Below are 17,320 nucleotides of genomic sequence, written 5' to 3'. Positions count from 1 at the left end.
CTGGTCATACCAGTGGAGGACGCATGCACAAGAGCGATTCGGGCCGGCACCAGGTGGCGGATGTGGTGTGTGAACGCATCGAGCGCCTGATCGTCGACGGCGTACTCAAGACCGGCCAGCTGCTGCCCTCGGAGCGGCGCCTCACGGAAAAACTCGGGGTATCGCGCACGGCTTTGCGCGAGGGCCTGAAGCTGCTGCGGGCGCGGGGCATCATCGAAACCGAACAGGGCAAGGGCTCGTTTGTCGCCCAACTGTCGGGGCAGGGCGCGACCTCGGCGCTGATGCATCTGTTCAGCTCCCAGCCACGCACCCTCTACGACTTGTTCGAAGTGCGCAGCCTGCTGGAAGGCGAGTCGGCGCGGCTGGCGGCGTTGCGCGGCACCGAGGCCGATTTCGTGCTGATCGGCCGCGCCTATCAGGCGCTGCTGGACGCCCACGACCAGGCCCTTGATGCCTCGGCCCACGCGCGCCTGGATCACGCTTTCCACCTGGCGATCTGCGAGGCTTCGCACAACCCGGTGCTGGTGCAGACCCTGCGCTCGCTGACCGACCTGCTGCTCAATTCGGTGTTCGCCTCGGTCAACAACCTCTACCACCGCCAGGCGCAGAAGCGCCAGATCGACCGCCAGCACGCGCGGCTCTACAACGCCGTCACCGGCCGCCTGCCGGAGCAGGCGCGCAAGGCCGCCATCGCGCATATCCAGGGCCTCTGCGACAACCTGCGGGAGATCGAAAACGAAGAGCAGCGCCTGGTGCGGGCGACCTTGCGCCTGGAAGGCTGGAACTGAAGCCGCCGCGACCAGGGGCCAATGGCGGCGACGGGCAGCCACTACACTGCTAGAGACGCGGCAACATCCGCGTCGTCGACGACCACCACAAAGGAGTCACCCCATGTCCAACGAGACTTGTGCCTGTCCAGGCTGCACCTGCAAGGTCGGCGCCCATGCCATTGTGCGTCACGGCAAGCACTACTGCTGCCAGGCCTGCGCCAGCCACCACGCCAACGGCGAACCCTGCGCCTCTACCAAAGGCTGCGATTGCGCCAAGGGCGCGCATCACTGACGTGCTGCAACAGTGGCGGGGCGAAAAAAAACAGTGGAGCCTGTCGTGGCTCCACTTTCAATTGTGCGGGGTGCAGATACCGCTTTCGCTGGCAAGGCGGCTGGCCGGCGGCTTTGGCAGCGCACGCCGCAAGGCATCGACCTCGCTTGGCTCAGGTCGACGGTCGCCAGGTGACGTTCTCGATACCGAATTTTTCCGCCAGGGGCTTGCTGGTCTTTTTCACCCGTTCCAGGCCAAAGCGGCCGATGCGGCCGACACCGGCGTCGCAGCTTGCCCAGTGCCACGCCTCGGCGTTGTCCATCTTCTCCGAGCGGATGATGAAGGACTTGGGGGTGCCGTGCAGGGTGTATTCGATGACGAAAAGTTTTGCGTTGTTCATAGAGCTATCAATCCTCCCTGTGATGGTTTAGTGACCCGCGCGGGCAGGGAAAAATTCACTCGGATTGTCGAGCAAGGGTATCAGCGGTCGGGCAGTGGTCGGGCAGGCATTCGAACGGGTTATTGCCTGTCGCTGCGGCGCCCGTTCGGATGTTTTCTCGCGGTTTTCCAGGCGGATCGACGGGGTTACCATGGGCCCCCCTTGCTTGACGACGATGCCCGGCCATGGCCCTTGCCGCACCTCCCGACCTCAGCGACACCGACGTACCGGTGCAACCCCTGGCGCGCACCTATCCGCGCGGCCTGTTCATCGAGCCCCACGAACACGCCTGGGGGCAGCTGCTGTACGCCATGAGCGGGGTGATGTGGGTCGAGACGCCGAACGAGGCGCTGGTGGTGCCGCCGCAACGGGCGGTGTGGCTGCCGCCGGGCGTGCCCCACGGGATCCGCGTGGTCACCGACCTGCAGATGCGCAATATCTATCTGCGCCCGTGCCTGGCGGCGACCCTCGACAGCCAGGTGCAGGTGTTGCAGGTGGACAACCTGCTGCGCGAGTTGATCGTGCGCCTGGTGGAACATGACGGCGCGCCGCAGCCGGAGTACTACGACGCGCTGGTGGGCCTGGCCCTGCTGGAGCTCAAGCGCGCCCGGCGCTCGCAGCTGAAGATCGTCCTGCCGGACAGTTCCGACCGGCGCCTGATCAGCCTCTGCCAGGCGGTGATGGCCGCGCCTTCCCTGGACATTCCCTTCGAACGCCACGCCGAGGCGGCGGGCGCCAGCGTGCGCACCCTGGCGCGGCTGTTCAAGGACGGCCTGGGCATGGGCTTCGCCGAGTGGCGCCGCCAGGTGCAACTGGCCACGGCCGCCGCCGAATTGATCCAGGGCGTGCCGGTCGGCACCATCGCCCGTGAGCTGGGGTATTCCCCCGGCAGCTTCAGCGACATGTTCCGCCGCGAGCTGGGGCTGGCCCCGTCGCAATACGCGGCCGGGGAAGCCCGAGCCTGAGTGCCTGTCATCCCTGTAGCCGCTGCCGAGCTCTGCGAGGCTGCGACCGGGCCACCGCGTTTATCCAGACCCACTGCATTCTCAGGTTTTGCGCCTGCTGTGCAGTCGATCGCAGCCTCGCGCGGCTCGGCAGCGGCTACGGGGGCTTTGCGTACAGGCATCCATTGTGTGTGGGCGCTGCAATCCCGTAGGAGCGAAGCTTGCTCGCGATGAACGATAACGCGGTATGCCAGACATTCCACGTCGGGGCCATCGCAGCCAGGCTTCGCTCTTACTCGTTCATACCCACAGATTGGCCGAAATCCTGAAGTGCTTGGCCGGTTGCCCGGTTCGGCGTTCCCTAGACTCCCGGCATGCCCACTTGCCGCCGCCCAGGCGCGGCGCACTGCCTGGAGTTCGTCATGCATTACCTCATCTCCCTGGCCATCGGTCTCGGCGTCGGCCTGCTTTATGGCGCGCTGAATTTTCGCTCGCCGGCGCCGCCGGCCATCGCCCTGGTCGGGCTGCTCGGCATGCTCGCCGGCGAACAGCTGTGGCCCATGGGCCGGCAGCTGGTGAGCAACTGGTTGTCCTGAGGCCTTTCGATTCTTTTATATATTCCTGTTCATGGAGGTGCTTATGCACGCCCTGCAATTTTCCAAGACCGGCGATCTCTCGTCGCTGCACTACGTCGAGGTGCCGACCCCGGTGCCGGCCGCCGATCAGGTACTGGTGCGGATCAAGGCCGCCGGCCTCAATCCCAGCGATGTGAAAAATGTGCTCGGGCGTTTTCCCTACACCACCTTGCCGCGCATTCCCGGGCGGGACTTTGCCGGGGTGGTGGTGGAGGGGCCGCAGGAGTGGGTGGGGCAGGAGGTCTGGGGCACCGGCAAGGAACTGGGGTTCTATGCGGACGGCTCCCATGCCCAGTACGTGGCGCTGTCGGCCAAGGGCGTGGCGCACAAGCCGGCGCAGTTGAGCTTCGCCCAGGCCGCCAGCCTGGGGGTGCCTTACACCACCGCCTGGGATGCCCTGGAACGCAGCGGGGTAAGCGCCGGCACCACGTTGCTGGTGATTGGCGGCGGGGCGGTGGGCAGCGCCGCCCTGGCCCTGGCGAAGGTTCGCGGGGCCAGGGTGCTGGCCGCCGCGCGGCGCCCGGAACAGGTCAAGGCCTTGCAGGCACAAGGGTTCCAGACCTTGCAACTGGACCAGCCGGAAGACCTGGGGGCGCAGGTCAACGAGGTGTTCGCCGGCGGCGCCGAGGTGATCTTCGACACCACCGGTTTCTGGCTACCGGCCTCGGTCGCGGCCCTGGCGCCGTTCGGCCGCATCGCCATCATCGCCGCGCCGGTGGACGGTCATGTGCAACTGCCGGCCCTGGGCCTGTATCGCAAGGGCGGTTCGGTGGTCGGGATCAACTCGTTGCTGTACGGCGTGCAGGCCTGCGCGGCCATGCTCGAGCAGTTCGGCCGGTTCTTCGATGAGGGGCTGTTGCCATTGCCGCAGGGGCTGTTCGAATCGCCGCTGGAGCAGGGCGTCGAGCGTTATCACGAGGTCAATCAGGGCAGTGGCGAGAAGGTGATTTTGCTGCCGTAAGGGTGGGGTCTTGTGCGGGTCAGAGGATTGGCGTGGCTTGTTGTAGCCGCTGCCGAAGGCTGCGATTGCCCCGAAGGGGCGCGGCGATCTTGCGTTCGCTGAGGTCCTGCGGACCTATCGCAGCCTGCGGCAGCGGCTACAGGTTGGTTTACGCCCCCGGCACGCCTTTCTCCCACGCCGACCAGTTCTTCAGGATGTCCTGCACCAGCGGGTTGCCGGTGCGATAGAGGTTTTCCAGGGCCGGGACAAAACCGCCCTGGTCGGCGTACTTGAGCAGGTTGTCGACCTCGCTGCCGCCCGGCTCGGGGCGGTCGAAGTCGGAGCCGGCGCGGACCACCGCCAGCCGCTGCACGTCCACCCGGCCTTCGCGGCTGGCGCGCAGCAGGGCCTCGTAGGTCGAGTTGTCTTCCTGCTGGGTGGTGCAGTATTCGCCCTTGTTGTCGGTCAGCAGGCGGGTCCAGACCTCGGCCCGCTCGCTCAGGCGCGTACCGGAGAACCAGGTGTTGCCCGCCAGGGTGTCGCACTGGGTCACCACCGGCGGCTGGTTGGCCGGGGCCGCCGGGTACTTGAGGCGCCAGGCCGCCGATTCCTTGCTTTCGCTCAGGCTTACCCTACGCGACAGGGCGAAGGCCTTGGCCTGGAGTTTCGGGTTGAGTTCGAAGACTTCGGTCTTGTAGTCCAGCGGCGGTTTCTCGTTCGGGCCTTTGGTATTGATGCCCAGGTAGCCGGTCGGCCAGTCCTTGGGCGCGTCCCGCGAATCCAGTTCCCACTGGGTACCGAATTCCACCAGGTAATGGGCCCAGGCGGTGGTGCCGATGGTCCCGTGTTTAGGGCTGATGCCGGCGATCCCGGCGACCAGGAAGTAGCTTTTGCGCAGGTCGAATTTCGGCGACAGCGCCAGTGCCAGGGTCGAGGCCGCGGCGTTGGTCTGGCCCATGCCGGTGACCAGCAGGCAGACGTCCCTGGTATTGCAACGGATCGCCGGGTACTCCGCCGACAGGCCGGGTACGCGCACTTCCTGTTTCAGTTCCAGGCGCTCGATCCAGTGCTGGGCCTCGGGGGCGAACATGGTGATCAGCATCACCTTGGGTTTGATCGGGGTCGCCGGGGCCTCGGCGGCCCAGGCCGTCGAAGCGAGCAGGGCGCCGCAGGCCAGGCCCACGGAAAGGGAAAGACGGGTTATCGCGTGCATGAAAGCCTCCATTGCTTGAGTGATCAGAACTGGTAACCGATGCCGGCGTAGTAACCCCAGCCGTTGGACCGGGCGCGGAAATCGCCATCGCCGAAATTCAGCTCGCTGCCGTCCTGCCAGTTGCCGCCGTTGTGGAAGTAACGGCCGACCAGGGTGAACCGCAGGTGGGTGAAGGAATACAGCAATACGTTGGTGGATACCGTGGCGTTGGCGGTACGGGCCGGGTTGTCCTTGTGCAGGTCCGAGCCGAAATCGAAGTTGGTGAAGCCGATATAGGTCAGCGACGCGCCGTTGCCGAACTTGCTGATGGGTACGATGTACTTGAGCTGGGCGCGGTAGCCGTCCCAGGAATATTCATTGCTGGCACCGTAGTTTTCCCACTGGTAGCGCCCGTAGAAGTTGGCCGACAGGTTGACCCGCGAATGGGTGTCGATGTCGGTGCCCAGGCCGCTGTACAGGGTATTGGCGCGGTTGGCGCTGTTGCTGCCGTGGTCGTAGATCCAGTCGAAGGCCACGTACCACTCCTTAAAGGGGCCGATGGCCAGGCTGCGTCCGGCCAGGTAGTCGATGGAGATCCGCGGCTCGTGCTCCATGAACACCGGCGAGCCGTGGTCCCACACGCCTTTGTCGTGGCTGTTGCCGATGTTGAAGATCTTCGGGATGTCGATGTAGCCGTACAGCTCGAACGGCCCCTTGCGGCCGAAGTACTCGTATTCCAGGTAGATATCGTCGGCCGGCTGCGGGCCGAAACTGATGTCCTTGCTGCCGATCAGGGTCAGGTCCTGGTTGTACCAGTCCGACAGGTATGCACCTTTTGTGGGCGGATTGGCGTCCGGGCTGAGGGTTTCGCCCTGGGCCGAGTCATCAACGCTTTGTTGGCGGTCGACGGTTTTTTCCTGGGCCTGGGCAGCACTGCTGAGTACTCCCGTAACGACGGTCAGTAGCAGGGAAACAGCCAGGGTGCGACAGGAGGCCGAAGGTGTAAGAGGTCGATGCATTGAAACTCCCTGTTCATGCGGTAGGAAAGCCATGGCTGGCCGGGTTGAGGCGAACTTGTATTGATCGTCGGCTCAACGGGTTCGCGCAAACGTTTGCATATGCTGTACCAACTTCGCTCAGGTGGTTGAAACAAATGAAAAATCGGTGCAGAAACTGACTGCCTTGTTAGGAAATATCCGGAAAATCAAACCGGATACTTCTGAAATCGCTGGGCGGTAAGAGGGTGGGGCATAAGGTGGGCACTTGTGAGGGGATGTATCTGATCTGACAAAAAAGCTGTTTTTTAACTAATTGATAAATAAGGAGTTGATAACTTTTTACGAAGTTTTATCGGTCAATTCTTACCATAGTATTAATGCTATTTAATCCTGCGGTTTCGTCTCTGCCCCCGCAAAGCTCGTCTACGTTTCTGGCACGGAGCAATTTTCGCCACGGTCAGGTATTCGAAGTCAGTGCGTATCGATTCAGGACGTTGCTGAGCGAGCAGTACACGCATTCATGGATGAACAGCTTGGCCCCTTAGTAAGGAGTTGAGCGTGGACAAAGTTCAGGTCAGGGACGCAGTCAATCATCTTTCCCCCCTTTCTTTGGCAGTTCGCCTGGGGCTTGCCGGGTTGCTGCTCAGCCTGGTCAGTCCTTCGGCCATGGCCACCTGTTCCACCGTCGGCAGCGTGGTGACCTGTACCGGCGTACCGGGCCTGCCGCTGTTCCTCAACAACTTTTCCAGCGCCACCGATGGCCTGACGGTCAACGTCAACAGTGGCGCGCAAATGAACGCGACCCTGGGCGGCAAGGTGCTGGACCTGACCGGCAGCACCATCACCCTGAACAACGCCGGGACCCTCGATCCGGCGCTGCTGGGGCTGGTCTCGGTGCTGAGCGGCGGGGCCTTCATCGGCAACGGCGCGGCGGGGGTGGTCAACGTCACCAACGCCGTCACCGGGATCATGCGCGGTACCGGGCAATTGCTCGGCCTGAACCTGAGCAGCCTGGACGGCGCCGCGCTGAACATCAACAACGGTACTGGCGGTACCACCACCATCGTCAACAACGGCACCATCACCTCGACCGGCCTGTCGCTGCTCAGCGTGACCCTGGCGGACACGCCGGTGGTGGCGGTGTACGGCGGTTCCCAGGTGAACATGACCAACAACGGCACGCTGGAGGGCCGGGTCGCCTTCGAGAGCTCCAGCGGCGGCAATACCTTCATCAACACCGGCACCATCCAGGGTGGGGTGTCGATGGGGGTGAACAGCACCAACACCTTCACTGCGGTTACCGGTTCCAGTGTCGGCGTCGGCGATGGGATCAACATCAGCCTCGGCCTCGGCGGCCTGCCAGGGATCAACCTGACCTTCGCACCCACCGGCAAGGTCGATGGCGGCGCGGGCGGCACCAACACCCTGATCCTGCAGAACACCATCGGCCCTGGTGGTGGCACCACCGGCAGTGGCACGGTGTCGAGCGACAATTACATCAACTTCAACAACCTCACGCTCAACAGCGGTACCTGGACCTTGCAGGGGCCCATGGTCAGCGGCAGCACCACCCTCAACGGCGGCATCGCCCAGTTCGATAACAGCGGTACCTTCGGCAGCGGGGTGCTGACCAGCAATGGCGGGATTCTGCAGGCCAGTTCCGGCGGCCTGGCCTTGAGCAATCTGGTGACCCTGGGCGCCGGCGGCCTGACCGTGCAGGGCGGCAACGACCTGAGCCTGGCCGGGGTGATTTCCGGTACTGGCGGCCTGACCAAGAGCGGCGCCGGCCAGTTGAGTCTCGACGGGGCCAACACCTACAGCGGCAACACCAGCATCAGCGCCGGCTCGGTACAACTGGGCAACAACCTGGCCTTCGGCAGCGGCACGCTGAGCATCGATGGCGCGGCCACGCTGTCGACGCCCGGCACCATCACCCTGAACAACCTGGTCACCCTCAACAACAGCATGATCGCCACCGGCGCCGGCAGCCTGACCCTGGCGGGGCTGGTCAGCGGCAGCGGCGGGATCACCAAGAGCGGCAGTGGCAGCCTGCTTCTCAGTGGCATCAACAGCGGGTATTCCGGCACCACCACCCTGAGCGCCGGCACCCTCAGCGTGAGCAACGACAGTGCCCTGGGCAGCGGCGGACTGACCGTGAGTGGCAGCGCCAGCCTGGACAGCAGCGCCGCGGTGAATCTGGCCAATGCCGTGACCCTGAATGCCAACCTGACCACCCTCGGTAGCAATGCCCTGACCCTGGGCGGCGTGCTGTCCGGCACCGGCGGGCTGATCAAGAACGGTAGCGCCGACCTGACCCTGAGCGGTACCAACACCTACTCGGGCGGCACCTCGCTCAATGGCGGCACGCTGCTGGTGGGCTCCGGCACCGCCCTGGGCACAGGCGCCCTCAACGCTGGCGCGGGTACCACCCTGGACGCCAGCGCGGCCGTGAGCCTGGGCAATGCCATCAACCTCAGCGGCGACCTGACCCTTGGCGGGAGTCAGGACCTGACCCTGGGCGGGGCGATCAACGGCGCGGGCGGACTGATCAAGGACGGGGCCGCGGCCCTGACCCTGAACGGTGCCAACGGCTACCTGGGCGATACCGCCCTCAACAGCGGCTCGCTGATTCTCGGTTCGAATACGGCGCTGGGTCTCGGCGCCCTGAACACCGCCAGCGGCACCACCCTGGATACGAATACTGCAGTGACCCTGGCCAATGCCCTGAACCTCACCGGCAACCTGAGCCTCGGCGGCAGCGCCGACCTGACCCTGGACGGCGTGGTCGGCGGCAGCGGCGGCCTGACCAAGAACGGTGCGGCCAACCTGATCCTCAACGGCGCCAACACCTTTCTTGCCGGCACCGTCCTCAATGGCGGCACCCTGACCCTGGGCAACGCCGATGCCCTGGGCAGTGGCGCCCTGACCGTGGGCGGCGCGGCGACCCTCGACAATACGGCCAGCATCGGCCTGGCCAACGATGTCACGCTCAATGCCGACCTGACCCTGGCCGGCAGCAACGCCCTGACCCTGGATGGCCTGGTCAGCGGCACCAGCGGGTTGATCAAGAATGGTGCGGCCAGCCTCACGCTCAACGGTGCCAATACCTACCAGGGCGGCACCACCCTCAATGCCGGGGGGCTGGTCCTGGGCAATGGCGCGGCATTGGGCAGCGGCGACCTGACCGTAGCCGGCGCCGGGACCTTGAGCGGCAGCGGCGCGCTGACCCTGAACAACGGTGTGCACCTCGATGCCAACCTGACGCTGGACGCGAGTAATCCCCTGACACTGGCTGGAGTCATAGACGGTACCAGCGGGCTGATCAAGAACGGCACCTCGAGCCTGACCCTGAGCGGCAACAACAGCTACCAGGGCACCACCGCGCTGAATGCCGGCTCGCTGATCGTCGGTTCCAATACCGCCCTGGGCACCGGAGCGCTGAATGCCGCCGCCGGCACCACCCTCGATGCCAATGCCGCGGTCAGCCTCGGCAACGCCATCAACCTGGGCGGCAACCTGACCCTCGGCGGCACTCAGGACCTGACCCTGGGCGGGGTGATCAACGGCGTCGGCGGGCTGATCAAGAACGGCACGGCCGACCTGACCCTCAATGGCGCCAACGGTTACCTGGGCAATACCGCACTCAATGCCGGCACGCTGATCGTCGGCGCCAATACCGCCCTTGGCGGCGGTGCGCTGAACGCGGCCGCGGGCACTACGCTGGACGCCAATACCGCCGTCACCCTGGGCAACCAGGTGAACCTGGCCGGTGCCCTGAACATCGCTGGCAGCGCCGACCTGACGCTGTCCGGCGCAGTCAACGGCGCCGGCAGCCTGGTCAAGGACGGCAGCGCCAACCTGGTGCTTAACGGCAGCAATGGCTTCCTTGGCGGCACCACCTTGAATGCCGGCACCTTGACCGTTGGCGCCGATGCGGCGCTGGGGCTCGGTGCATTGACCGTCGGCGGCGCAGCGACCCTGGACAGCAACACCGCCGTGACCCTGAACAACGACGTGGCGCTCAATGCCAACCTGACCTTCGGCGGCAGCAACGCCCTGACCCTGGACGGCGTGGTCAGCGGCACCGGCGCACTGGTCAAGAATGGCGCGGGCGAGCTGCAGCTCAACGGCGTCAACGTCTATGCCGGCGGCACCAGTCTGAATGCCGGTACCCTGACCCTGGGCAATGCCGCGGCATTGGGCAGCGGCGACTTGACCGTGGGTGGCGCGGCGACCCTGGACAACAGCGCGGCTTTCACCCTGGGCAACGACATCGTGCTCAACGCCGACCTGAGCTTCGCCGGCAACAACAACCTGACCCTGGGCGGGGTGGTCAGCGGCGGTGGGGCGCTGATCAAGAACGGCCTGGGCGATCTGAGCCTGTCGGGCAACAACAGCTTCACCGGCGCCCTGGACATCAATGCCGGTAGCGTCAGCACCCTGAGCACCGGCGCCCTGGGCAATACCTCGGGCGCCAACGTCAGCGCTGGGGCCAGCCTCAACCTGGGGGCCGACAGCAGCCTGGCGAGCCTGACCGGCAGCGGCGCGGTACAGATCGGCGCGGGCGCCACCCTGAGCGTCGGCGGCGTCAGTGCCAGCAGCACCTTCGACGGCAGCCTGGGCGGCAGCGGCGGCCTGACCAAGGTCGGCAGCGGCACCCTCGACCTCACCGGGATCAACGGCATCACCGGCACTACCCAGGTCAACGGCGGCACCCTGAATGTCAGCGGCTCCCTGGGCAGTGCCAACGTCGGCGTCGCCAGCGGCGCGACCCTGACCGGCAGCGGCTCGTTGCTGGGCACGCTGAACGTGGCCGATGGCGGTCACCTGGCCTTGAGCTCGGGCAGCACCCTTTCGACGGGCGGGCTGGTCCTCGGTGGCAATGCCAACCTCGACGCCAGCCTTGGCGCACCGTCCACCACCTCGCTGCTCGATGTCGGCGGCAACCTGACCCTCGACGGCAAGCTGAATGTCACCGACGCCGGTGGCTTCGGCGTGGGCGTGTACCGCTTGATCAACTACACCGGCAGCCTGGTCGACCTCGGGCTGGACATCAATAGCGTGCCCGTGGGGTTCAGCCTCGGTGACCTGCAGGTACAGACCTCGGTGGGCAACCAGGTCAACGTGCTGGTGTCTGCGCCGAACGTCAATATCCGCTTCTGGGACGGCAGCCAGACCATCGCCAATGGCAGCGTCGATGGCGGCAGCGGTACCTGGAGTACCGCCGGCAGCAACTGGACATCGTCCGACGGCGTGCTCAACCAGGCCTGGGCTGGCGATTTCGGGATCTTCCAGGGCACTGCGGGTACCGTCACCGTCGACGGCGCCCAGGCATTCACCGGCCTGCAATTCACCACCAGCGGCTACAACCTGGTGGCGGGCACCGCCGGTGCGCTGACCGCGGTCAACGGCACTGGTGGCAACACCGCGCTGCGGGTCGATCCGGGTGTCACCGCGACCCTCGGCGTGGACATCAACGGCAGCGGCACCCTGGCCAAGCTCGACGCCGGCACCCTGGTGCTCAATGGCACCAACACCTACAGCGGTGGCACTTTGCTCAATGGCGGGACCCTGGTGGTCGGCAACGACTCGGCGCTGGGCAGCGGCCAACTGACCGTCGCCGCCGGCACCACCCTGGACAGCAACACCGCGGTCAACCTGGCCAACGCAGTCACCCTCAACGGCAACCTGACGGTCGCCGGCAGCAATGACCTGGCCCTGAACGGCGCCATCGGCGGCACTGGCGGCCTGATCAAGAGCGGTAGCGCCGACCTGACCCTGGGCGGCAATAACAGCTACCTGGGCCCGACCGCGTTGAACGCCGGCGGCCTGATCCTGGCATCCAACACGGCGCTGGGCAGTGGCGCGCTGAACGCCGCTGCCGGCACCACCCTGGATGCCAGCAGCCCAGTCAGTGTGAGTAACGCGGTGAACCTGGCCGGCAACCTGGGCATCGGCGGTAGCGCCGACCTGACCCTCGCCGGGTCGATCAACGGTGCCGGCAGCCTGAGCAAGGACGGCAGCGCCAACCTGACCCTTAGCGGCGCCAACGGTTTCCTCGGCGGCACCACCCTCAATGCCGGCACCCTGACTCTGGGCAATGCCGCGGCCTTGGGCCTGGGCAGCCTGACGGTGGCCGGCGCCTCCACCCTGGACAGCAATACCGGCCTGACCCTGGGCAACAACCTGGCATTGAACGCTGACCTGACGGTCGGCGGCAGCCAGGCCCTGACCCTGGGCGGGGTAATCAGCGGCACCGGGGAGTTGAGCAAAAACGGCACGGCCAACCTGACCCTCAACGGTGTCAACACCTACCAGGGCGGCACCACCCTGAACGCTGGCAGCCTGACCCTGGGCGGCGCGGCGGCCCTGGGCAGCGGTGCCTTGACAGTGGCGGGCAATGCGACCCTGGACAACAGCGCGCCGCTGATCCTGGCCAACGACCTCAACCTCAATGCCGGGCTCAGCGTGGCGGGCAGCAACGACCTGACCCTGGCCGGCACCCTGGCCGGCAGCGGCACCTTGACCAAGAACGGCACGGCCGACCTGCTCCTCAGCGGCAGCAATACCTTCAGTGGCCAGTTCAACGTCGCGGCCGGCAGCCTGAGCACCCTGGGCGGCTCGGCGCTGGGCAACGACGCCGGGGTCAACCTGGCCAGCGGCACCCAACTCAACCTCGGTGGTTCGGCCAGCCTCGCCAGCCTGACCGGCAGCGGCACGGCGCAGGTGGGCGCGGGCAGCACTCTGAGCATTGGTGGCAACAACCTCAGCAGCACCTTCGACGGCAGCCTGAGCGGCAGCGGCCTGCTGAGCAAACTCGGTAGCGGCACCCTGACCTTGAGCGGCAGCAACGCCCTGACTGGCGATACCAGCGTCAATGCCGGCACCCTGAACGTCAGCGGTTCGCTGGCCAGTGCCAATGTGGCAGTCAACAACAGCGGTACCCTGACTGGTACCGGCAGCCTGAGCGGCGCGGTAACGGTCGCCGACGGCGGCCATCTGAGCCTCAGCAGCGGCAACACCCTGACGCTGGGTTCGCTGGTGCTGGCGCCGAACGCCAACCTGGATGTCGGCCTGGGTACGCCGGTGGCGGGTGGCGGGACTTCGCTGCTCAACGTCGGCGGCAACCTGACCCTCGACGGCACGCTCAATGTCAGCGATATCGGCGGCTTCGGCAGCGGCGTGTATCGCCTGATCAACTACACCGGCAGCCTGACCGACAACGGCCTGGTGGTCGGCAGTGTGCCGGGCAGTGTGGTGCCGGGCGACCTGCAGGTGCAGACCGCGGTGGGCAGCCAGGTCAACCTGCTGGTGACCGCGCCCAACACCCTCGTGCAGTTCTGGGACGGCGGGCAGTTGACCGGCAACGGCGCCATCGACGGCGGCAGCGGCACCTGGGCCAGCGGCACCAGCAACTGGACCAATGTCGATGGCACCCTCAATCAGAACTGGGCCAACAGCTTCGCGGTGTTCCAGGGCGCGGCCGGCAACGTCACGCTCAACGGCACGCAAAGCATCACCGGCATGCAGTTCGTCACCGATGGCTACAACCTGATCGATGGCACCTCCGGTGCGCTGAACGCGGTCAATGGCGCCACCGGCAATACGGCGATCCGCGTCGACCCGAACGTCACCGCCACGATCGGTGTGGCCATCAACGGCGCCGGCACCCTGGCCAAGCTCGACAGCGGCACCCTGGTGCTCAACGGCAGCAATGGCTATACCGGCGGTACCGCCCTGAACGGCGGCACCCTGGTGGTGGGCAACAACAGTGCCCTGGGCAGTGGCGTGCTGACCGCGGCTAACGGCACCACCCTGGACAGCAATGGCGCGGTCAGCCTGGGCAACACGGTAGTGCTGAACGGCGGGTTGAATGTGGCCGGCTCCAACGACCTGACCCTGGCTGGCGTGGTCAGCGGCAGCGGCAGCCTGATCAAGAACGGCGCGGCGAACCTGACCCTCGACGGCAGCAATAGTTATCAGGGCGGCACTCAGCTCAATGGCGGCGAGCTGACCCTGGGCAACAACGCGGCCATCGGCAGCGGCGCCTTGAGCGTCGGCGGCAATGCCCAGCTCGACAGCAGCACGGCCTTGCAACTGACCAACGCCATCAACCTGGGCGCCCAGCTGACCCTGGCCGGAACCCAGGACACCACCCTCAGCGGCGCCATCGGCGGCAGCGGCAGCCTGGTCAAGAATGGCAGCGGTGCCTTGCTGCTCAGTGGCGCCAACAGCTACACCGGCGGCACCACCCTCAATGGCGGCACCACCACCGGCGATACCTCCAGCCTCAAAGGCGCGATCCTCAACAACGCAGCGCTGACCTTCGCCCAGAACAGCGACGGCACCTACAGCGGCAACCTCAGCGGTAGCGGCACCCTGACCAAAAGCGGCACCGGCGAACTGCTGCTGACTGGCAGCAACGGCTTCACCGGCACCACCAACGTGCAAGCCGGTTCGTTGCGGGTCGACGGGAGCTTGAGCAGTGCCACGGTGAATGTCGCTTCCGGCGCGGCTATTGGTGGCAGCGGAGAAATTGGCGGGACCCTGCAACTGGCCAGCGGCGCCACCTTGAGTGCTGGCGGCGCTGCCACTCCGTTGTCGGTGGGCGCCTTGAACCTGGCCTCGGGGACGACGCTGGACTTCACCCTGGGGCAAGCCAGCAGTTCGACCACGGTGGTCGATGTGGCCGGCAACCTGACTCTCGATGGCACCCTCAACGTCACCAACGGCGGCGGTTTTGGTGTCGGTATCTACCAGCTGTTCCGCTACGGCGGTAGCCTGACCGACAACGGCCTGGTCTACGGCACGCTGCCAGCGGGTGTGCTGCCTGCGAGCCTGACGCTGCAGACCGCGCTGGCCAAGCAGGTCAACCTGCTGGTACAGGGCACACCGGGTGAGGTGCAGTTCTGGAACGGTGACAAGACCACCGCCGACGGCAGCATCACCGGTGGCAGTGGCACCTGGGGGCCGGGCACCAACTGGACCGACCCGAACGGCACCCAGAGCCTGGGTTCCAATAATCAGTTCGCGGTCTTCGGCGGGCAGGGCGGTACGGTCACCGTGGTCGGCAACCAGGGCTTCACCGGCCTGCAGTTCCTCGACCCCGGCTACAGCCTGGTCGCCGGGGAGGGCGGCAGCCTGAGCCCGACCAATGCCGCCGATGGCACCCTGGCCGCGGTGCGGGTCAACGCCGACGTGACCGCGCAGATCGATGCGCCGCTGGTCGGCACAGGCGGGATCAACAAGCTCGACGCCGGCACCCTGCTGCTGACCGGCGCCAATACCTATACCGGCGGCACCACCGTCAGCGGCGGCACCCTGGCCGGTAACACCACCAGCCTGCAGGGCCGCATCCTCAACAATGCGCGCCTGTTGTTCAGCCAGAACCGCGCCGGGCGCTTCAACGGCGTGCTCAGTGGCACCGGCAGCCTGGTCAAGCAGGGCAGTGGCCTGTTGCTGCTCACCGGCACCCAACCGTTCAGCGGCACCGTCGCGGTCGAGCAGGGCGAGTTGCAGGTCGGCGATCGCAGCACCCCGAGCGTGTTCGCCGGACAGGTCACGGTGGCCAATGGCGCCGCCCTGAGCGGCAACGGCAGCGTCGGGTCGCTGGACAACCATGGCCTGACCCAGTCCGGCGGGACTGCCGGGACCCTGAGCGTGGCGGGCAACCTCAGCAACGCCGCGGACGGTGTGCTGGACCTGACCGTGACTTCGCCAACCAGCACCGTGCTCGCCGTGGGCGGTACCGCTACTCTCGACGGCGGCCTGCAAGTGCGCTCCCTGGCGCCTTACACCGGCAACACCACCTACTCGCTGATCACCGCCGGTGGTGGGGTCAACGGTACCTTCAGCAGCACCAGCCTGCCGTCCCTGGCCTTCCTCGACACCTCGCTGGTGTATGGCCCGAACCAGGTCGGCCTGGCGGTCAGTCGCAACCAGACCACTTTCGCCGAAGTGGCGGCCACCCCTAACCAGCGGGGTGTCGCCAGGGCGCTGGAGAGCTACAGCGGCGCCGAAGGTTCGGCGGGCGATGTGCTCAGCGACCAGGTCGTCAACCTGGATCGAGCCTCGGCTCGCGCCGCGTTCGACAGCCTGTCGGGCGAGATCCACGCCAGCACCGCCAGCTCGCTGCTCGAGGACTCGCGCCATGTGCGCGATGCCCTCAATGACCGCATGCGCCAGCCCGGCTGCGGTACCGAGGAGGATGAACTGCGGCGCACCCTGGCGCCTGGGGAAAACCGCCTGAGCCGCGAAGGCTGCCAGGACCAGGACGAGATGGTCGGCTGGCTACGGGTGCTCGGCTCGTGGGGCGACATGGAAGGCGACAGCAACACCGCGGGCCTGGATCGCAACCTGTCCGGCTTCATGCTCGGCACCGACCGCCAGCTTGGCGAGCAGTGGCGCGGCGGGGTCGCGGCCGGCTACACCCACAGCGATATCGACGCGCAACGGCGCCAGTCCGATGCCACGATCAACAGTACCCACCTGGCGGCCTACCTCAACTCCCAGCATGACGCCCTGGCAGTCCGTCTCGGCGCGGCCTACAGCTGGCACCGGATCAGCACCAAGCGCAACGTCAGCGTCGGCAGCTACAACGATCGCCTGAAAGCCAACTACGACGCGCGCAGTGCCCAGGTGTTCGGCGAGGTCGGTTATGCCCTGGACGCGGCGGGCGTAGCGCTGGAGCCGTTCGTCGGCCTGGCCTACGTCAACTACGACAGCGATACCGGCCGGGAAAAAGGCGGGGCCGGGCGCTTGAGCGCCAAGTCGAGCCAGGACATCACGTTCTCCACCGTGGGCCTGCGGGCCGGCAAGCGCATCACCCTGGGCAACGGTTCGCAGATCACTCCGCGTGCCGCCCTGGGCTGGCGCCATGCCTACGGCGACACCAAGCCCGATGCTGACCTGACCTTTATCGAGGGCGGTGGTTCGTTCACCACCCAGGGCGTACCGATCGCCAAGGACAGTGCATTGGTCGAGGTCGGCCTGGACTACCAGATCAGTCCCGCCGGCAAGCTGGGCGTCGGTTACTCGGGCCAGCTGTCCCACGACAACCGCGACCATGCCATGACCCTCAGCTTCACCCTCGGTTTCTGATCCCCACCGAGGTTCCTTGCAACCGCCCGAA

The 17,320-nt window shown here is 66.2% G+C and carries 9 protein-coding genes; 6 read left to right on the top strand and 3 right to left on the bottom strand.

Translation table 11 applies throughout. From position 1 onward, the window contains the following. Window positions 1-23: 23 nt before the first annotated feature. Both glcC and BM019_RS13320 read left to right on the top strand, forming a co-directional pair. Window positions 24-788 carry a transcriptional regulator GlcC gene (glcC, locus tag BM019_RS13325; RefSeq protein ID WP_092418521.1) on the top strand — a complete coding sequence of 255 codons (765 nt, stop codon included), beginning with the start codon at window positions 24-26 and terminating at the stop codon, window positions 786-788. Between the two features lie 103 nt (window positions 789-891). Beyond that, a complete protein-coding gene (locus BM019_RS13320) occupies window positions 892-1,062 on the top strand; it encodes a metallothionein (RefSeq protein ID WP_062822890.1) in 171 nt (56 codons plus the stop codon). A 151-nt stretch (window positions 1,063-1,213) separates the two neighbouring features. On the opposite strand, the gene BM019_RS13315 is transcribed toward BM019_RS13320, so the two are convergent. Then, on the bottom strand, window positions 1,214-1,441 hold the full coding sequence (locus tag BM019_RS13315) for a DUF6555 family protein (RefSeq protein WP_007930743.1): 228 nt from the start codon (window positions 1,439-1,441) through the stop codon (window positions 1,214-1,216). A 224-nt stretch (window positions 1,442-1,665) separates the two neighbouring features. Between BM019_RS13315 and BM019_RS13310 the strand changes: the two genes are divergently transcribed. The 3 genes from BM019_RS13310 (at window position 1,666) to BM019_RS13300 (ending at window position 4,020) form a co-directional block, all read left to right on the top strand. Beyond that, window positions 1,666-2,445, top strand: coding sequence for an AraC family transcriptional regulator (locus BM019_RS13310; RefSeq protein WP_009043131.1), 780 nt, complete (start codon window positions 1,666-1,668; stop codon window positions 2,443-2,445). A gap of 401 nt (window positions 2,446-2,846) precedes the next feature. Then, entirely contained in the window at window positions 2,847-3,020 is a 174-nt protein-coding gene (locus BM019_RS13305; RefSeq protein ID WP_007930748.1) for a DUF1427 family protein, read from the top strand. 43 nt (window positions 3,021-3,063) lie between these two features. Continuing rightward, the gene (locus BM019_RS13300; RefSeq protein WP_092418520.1) at window positions 3,064-4,020 is read left to right on the top strand and encodes a quinone oxidoreductase family protein; all 957 of its coding nucleotides are present in this window, start codon (window positions 3,064-3,066) and stop codon (window positions 4,018-4,020) included. A gap of 148 nt (window positions 4,021-4,168) precedes the next feature. On the opposite strand, the gene BM019_RS13295 is transcribed toward BM019_RS13300, so the two are convergent. Both BM019_RS13295 and BM019_RS13290 read right to left on the bottom strand, forming a co-directional pair. Beyond that, the gene (locus tag BM019_RS13295) at window positions 4,169-5,212 is read right to left on the bottom strand and encodes a purine-nucleoside phosphorylase (protein WP_009043133.1); all 1,044 of its coding nucleotides are present in this window, start codon (window positions 5,210-5,212) and stop codon (window positions 4,169-4,171) included. 23 nt (window positions 5,213-5,235) lie between these two features. Then, on the bottom strand, window positions 5,236-6,210 hold the full coding sequence (locus tag BM019_RS13290; protein ID WP_085530399.1) for a nucleoside-specific channel-forming protein Tsx: 975 nt from the start codon (window positions 6,208-6,210) through the stop codon (window positions 5,236-5,238). A gap of 537 nt (window positions 6,211-6,747) precedes the next feature. Between BM019_RS13290 and BM019_RS13285 the strand changes: the two genes are divergently transcribed. After that, window positions 6,748-17,289 carry an autotransporter-associated beta strand repeat-containing protein gene (locus BM019_RS13285; RefSeq protein WP_092418519.1) on the top strand — a complete coding sequence of 3,514 codons (10,542 nt, stop codon included), beginning with the start codon at window positions 6,748-6,750 and terminating at the stop codon, window positions 17,287-17,289. Window positions 17,290-17,320: the final 31 nt, after the last annotated feature.

It is taken from the genome of Pseudomonas sp. NFPP07, from assembly GCF_900115645.1.
Taxonomy (GTDB): Bacteria; Pseudomonadota; Gammaproteobacteria; order Pseudomonadales; family Pseudomonadaceae; genus Aquipseudomonas; species Aquipseudomonas chlororaphis.
The sequence above is the reverse complement of the archived record's forward strand: the minus strand, read 5'-3'. Positions and strand labels throughout refer to the sequence as shown.

Excerpts from the sequence above, each read along its gene's own strand:
- BM019_RS13295 (WP_009043133.1), bottom strand. The coding sequence starts at position 5,212 with ATGCACGCGATAACCCGTCTTTCCCTTTCCGTGGGCCTGGCCTGCGGC.
- BM019_RS13320 (WP_062822890.1), top strand. The coding sequence starts at position 892 with ATGTCCAACGAGACTTGTGCCTGTCCAGGCTGCACCTGCAAGGTCGGC.
- BM019_RS13310 (WP_009043131.1), top strand. The coding sequence starts at position 1,666 with ATGGCCCTTGCCGCACCTCCCGACCTCAGCGACACCGACGTACCGGTG.
- glcC (WP_092418521.1), top strand. The coding sequence starts at position 24 with ATGCACAAGAGCGATTCGGGCCGGCACCAGGTGGCGGATGTGGTGTGT.
- BM019_RS13315 (WP_007930743.1), bottom strand. The coding sequence starts at position 1,441 with ATGAACAACGCAAAACTTTTCGTCATCGAATACACCCTGCACGGCACC.
- BM019_RS13300 (WP_092418520.1), top strand. The coding sequence starts at position 3,064 with ATGCACGCCCTGCAATTTTCCAAGACCGGCGATCTCTCGTCGCTGCAC.
- BM019_RS13305 (WP_007930748.1), top strand. The coding sequence starts at position 2,847 with ATGCATTACCTCATCTCCCTGGCCATCGGTCTCGGCGTCGGCCTGCTT.
- BM019_RS13290 (WP_085530399.1), bottom strand. The coding sequence starts at position 6,210 with ATGCATCGACCTCTTACACCTTCGGCCTCCTGTCGCACCCTGGCTGTT.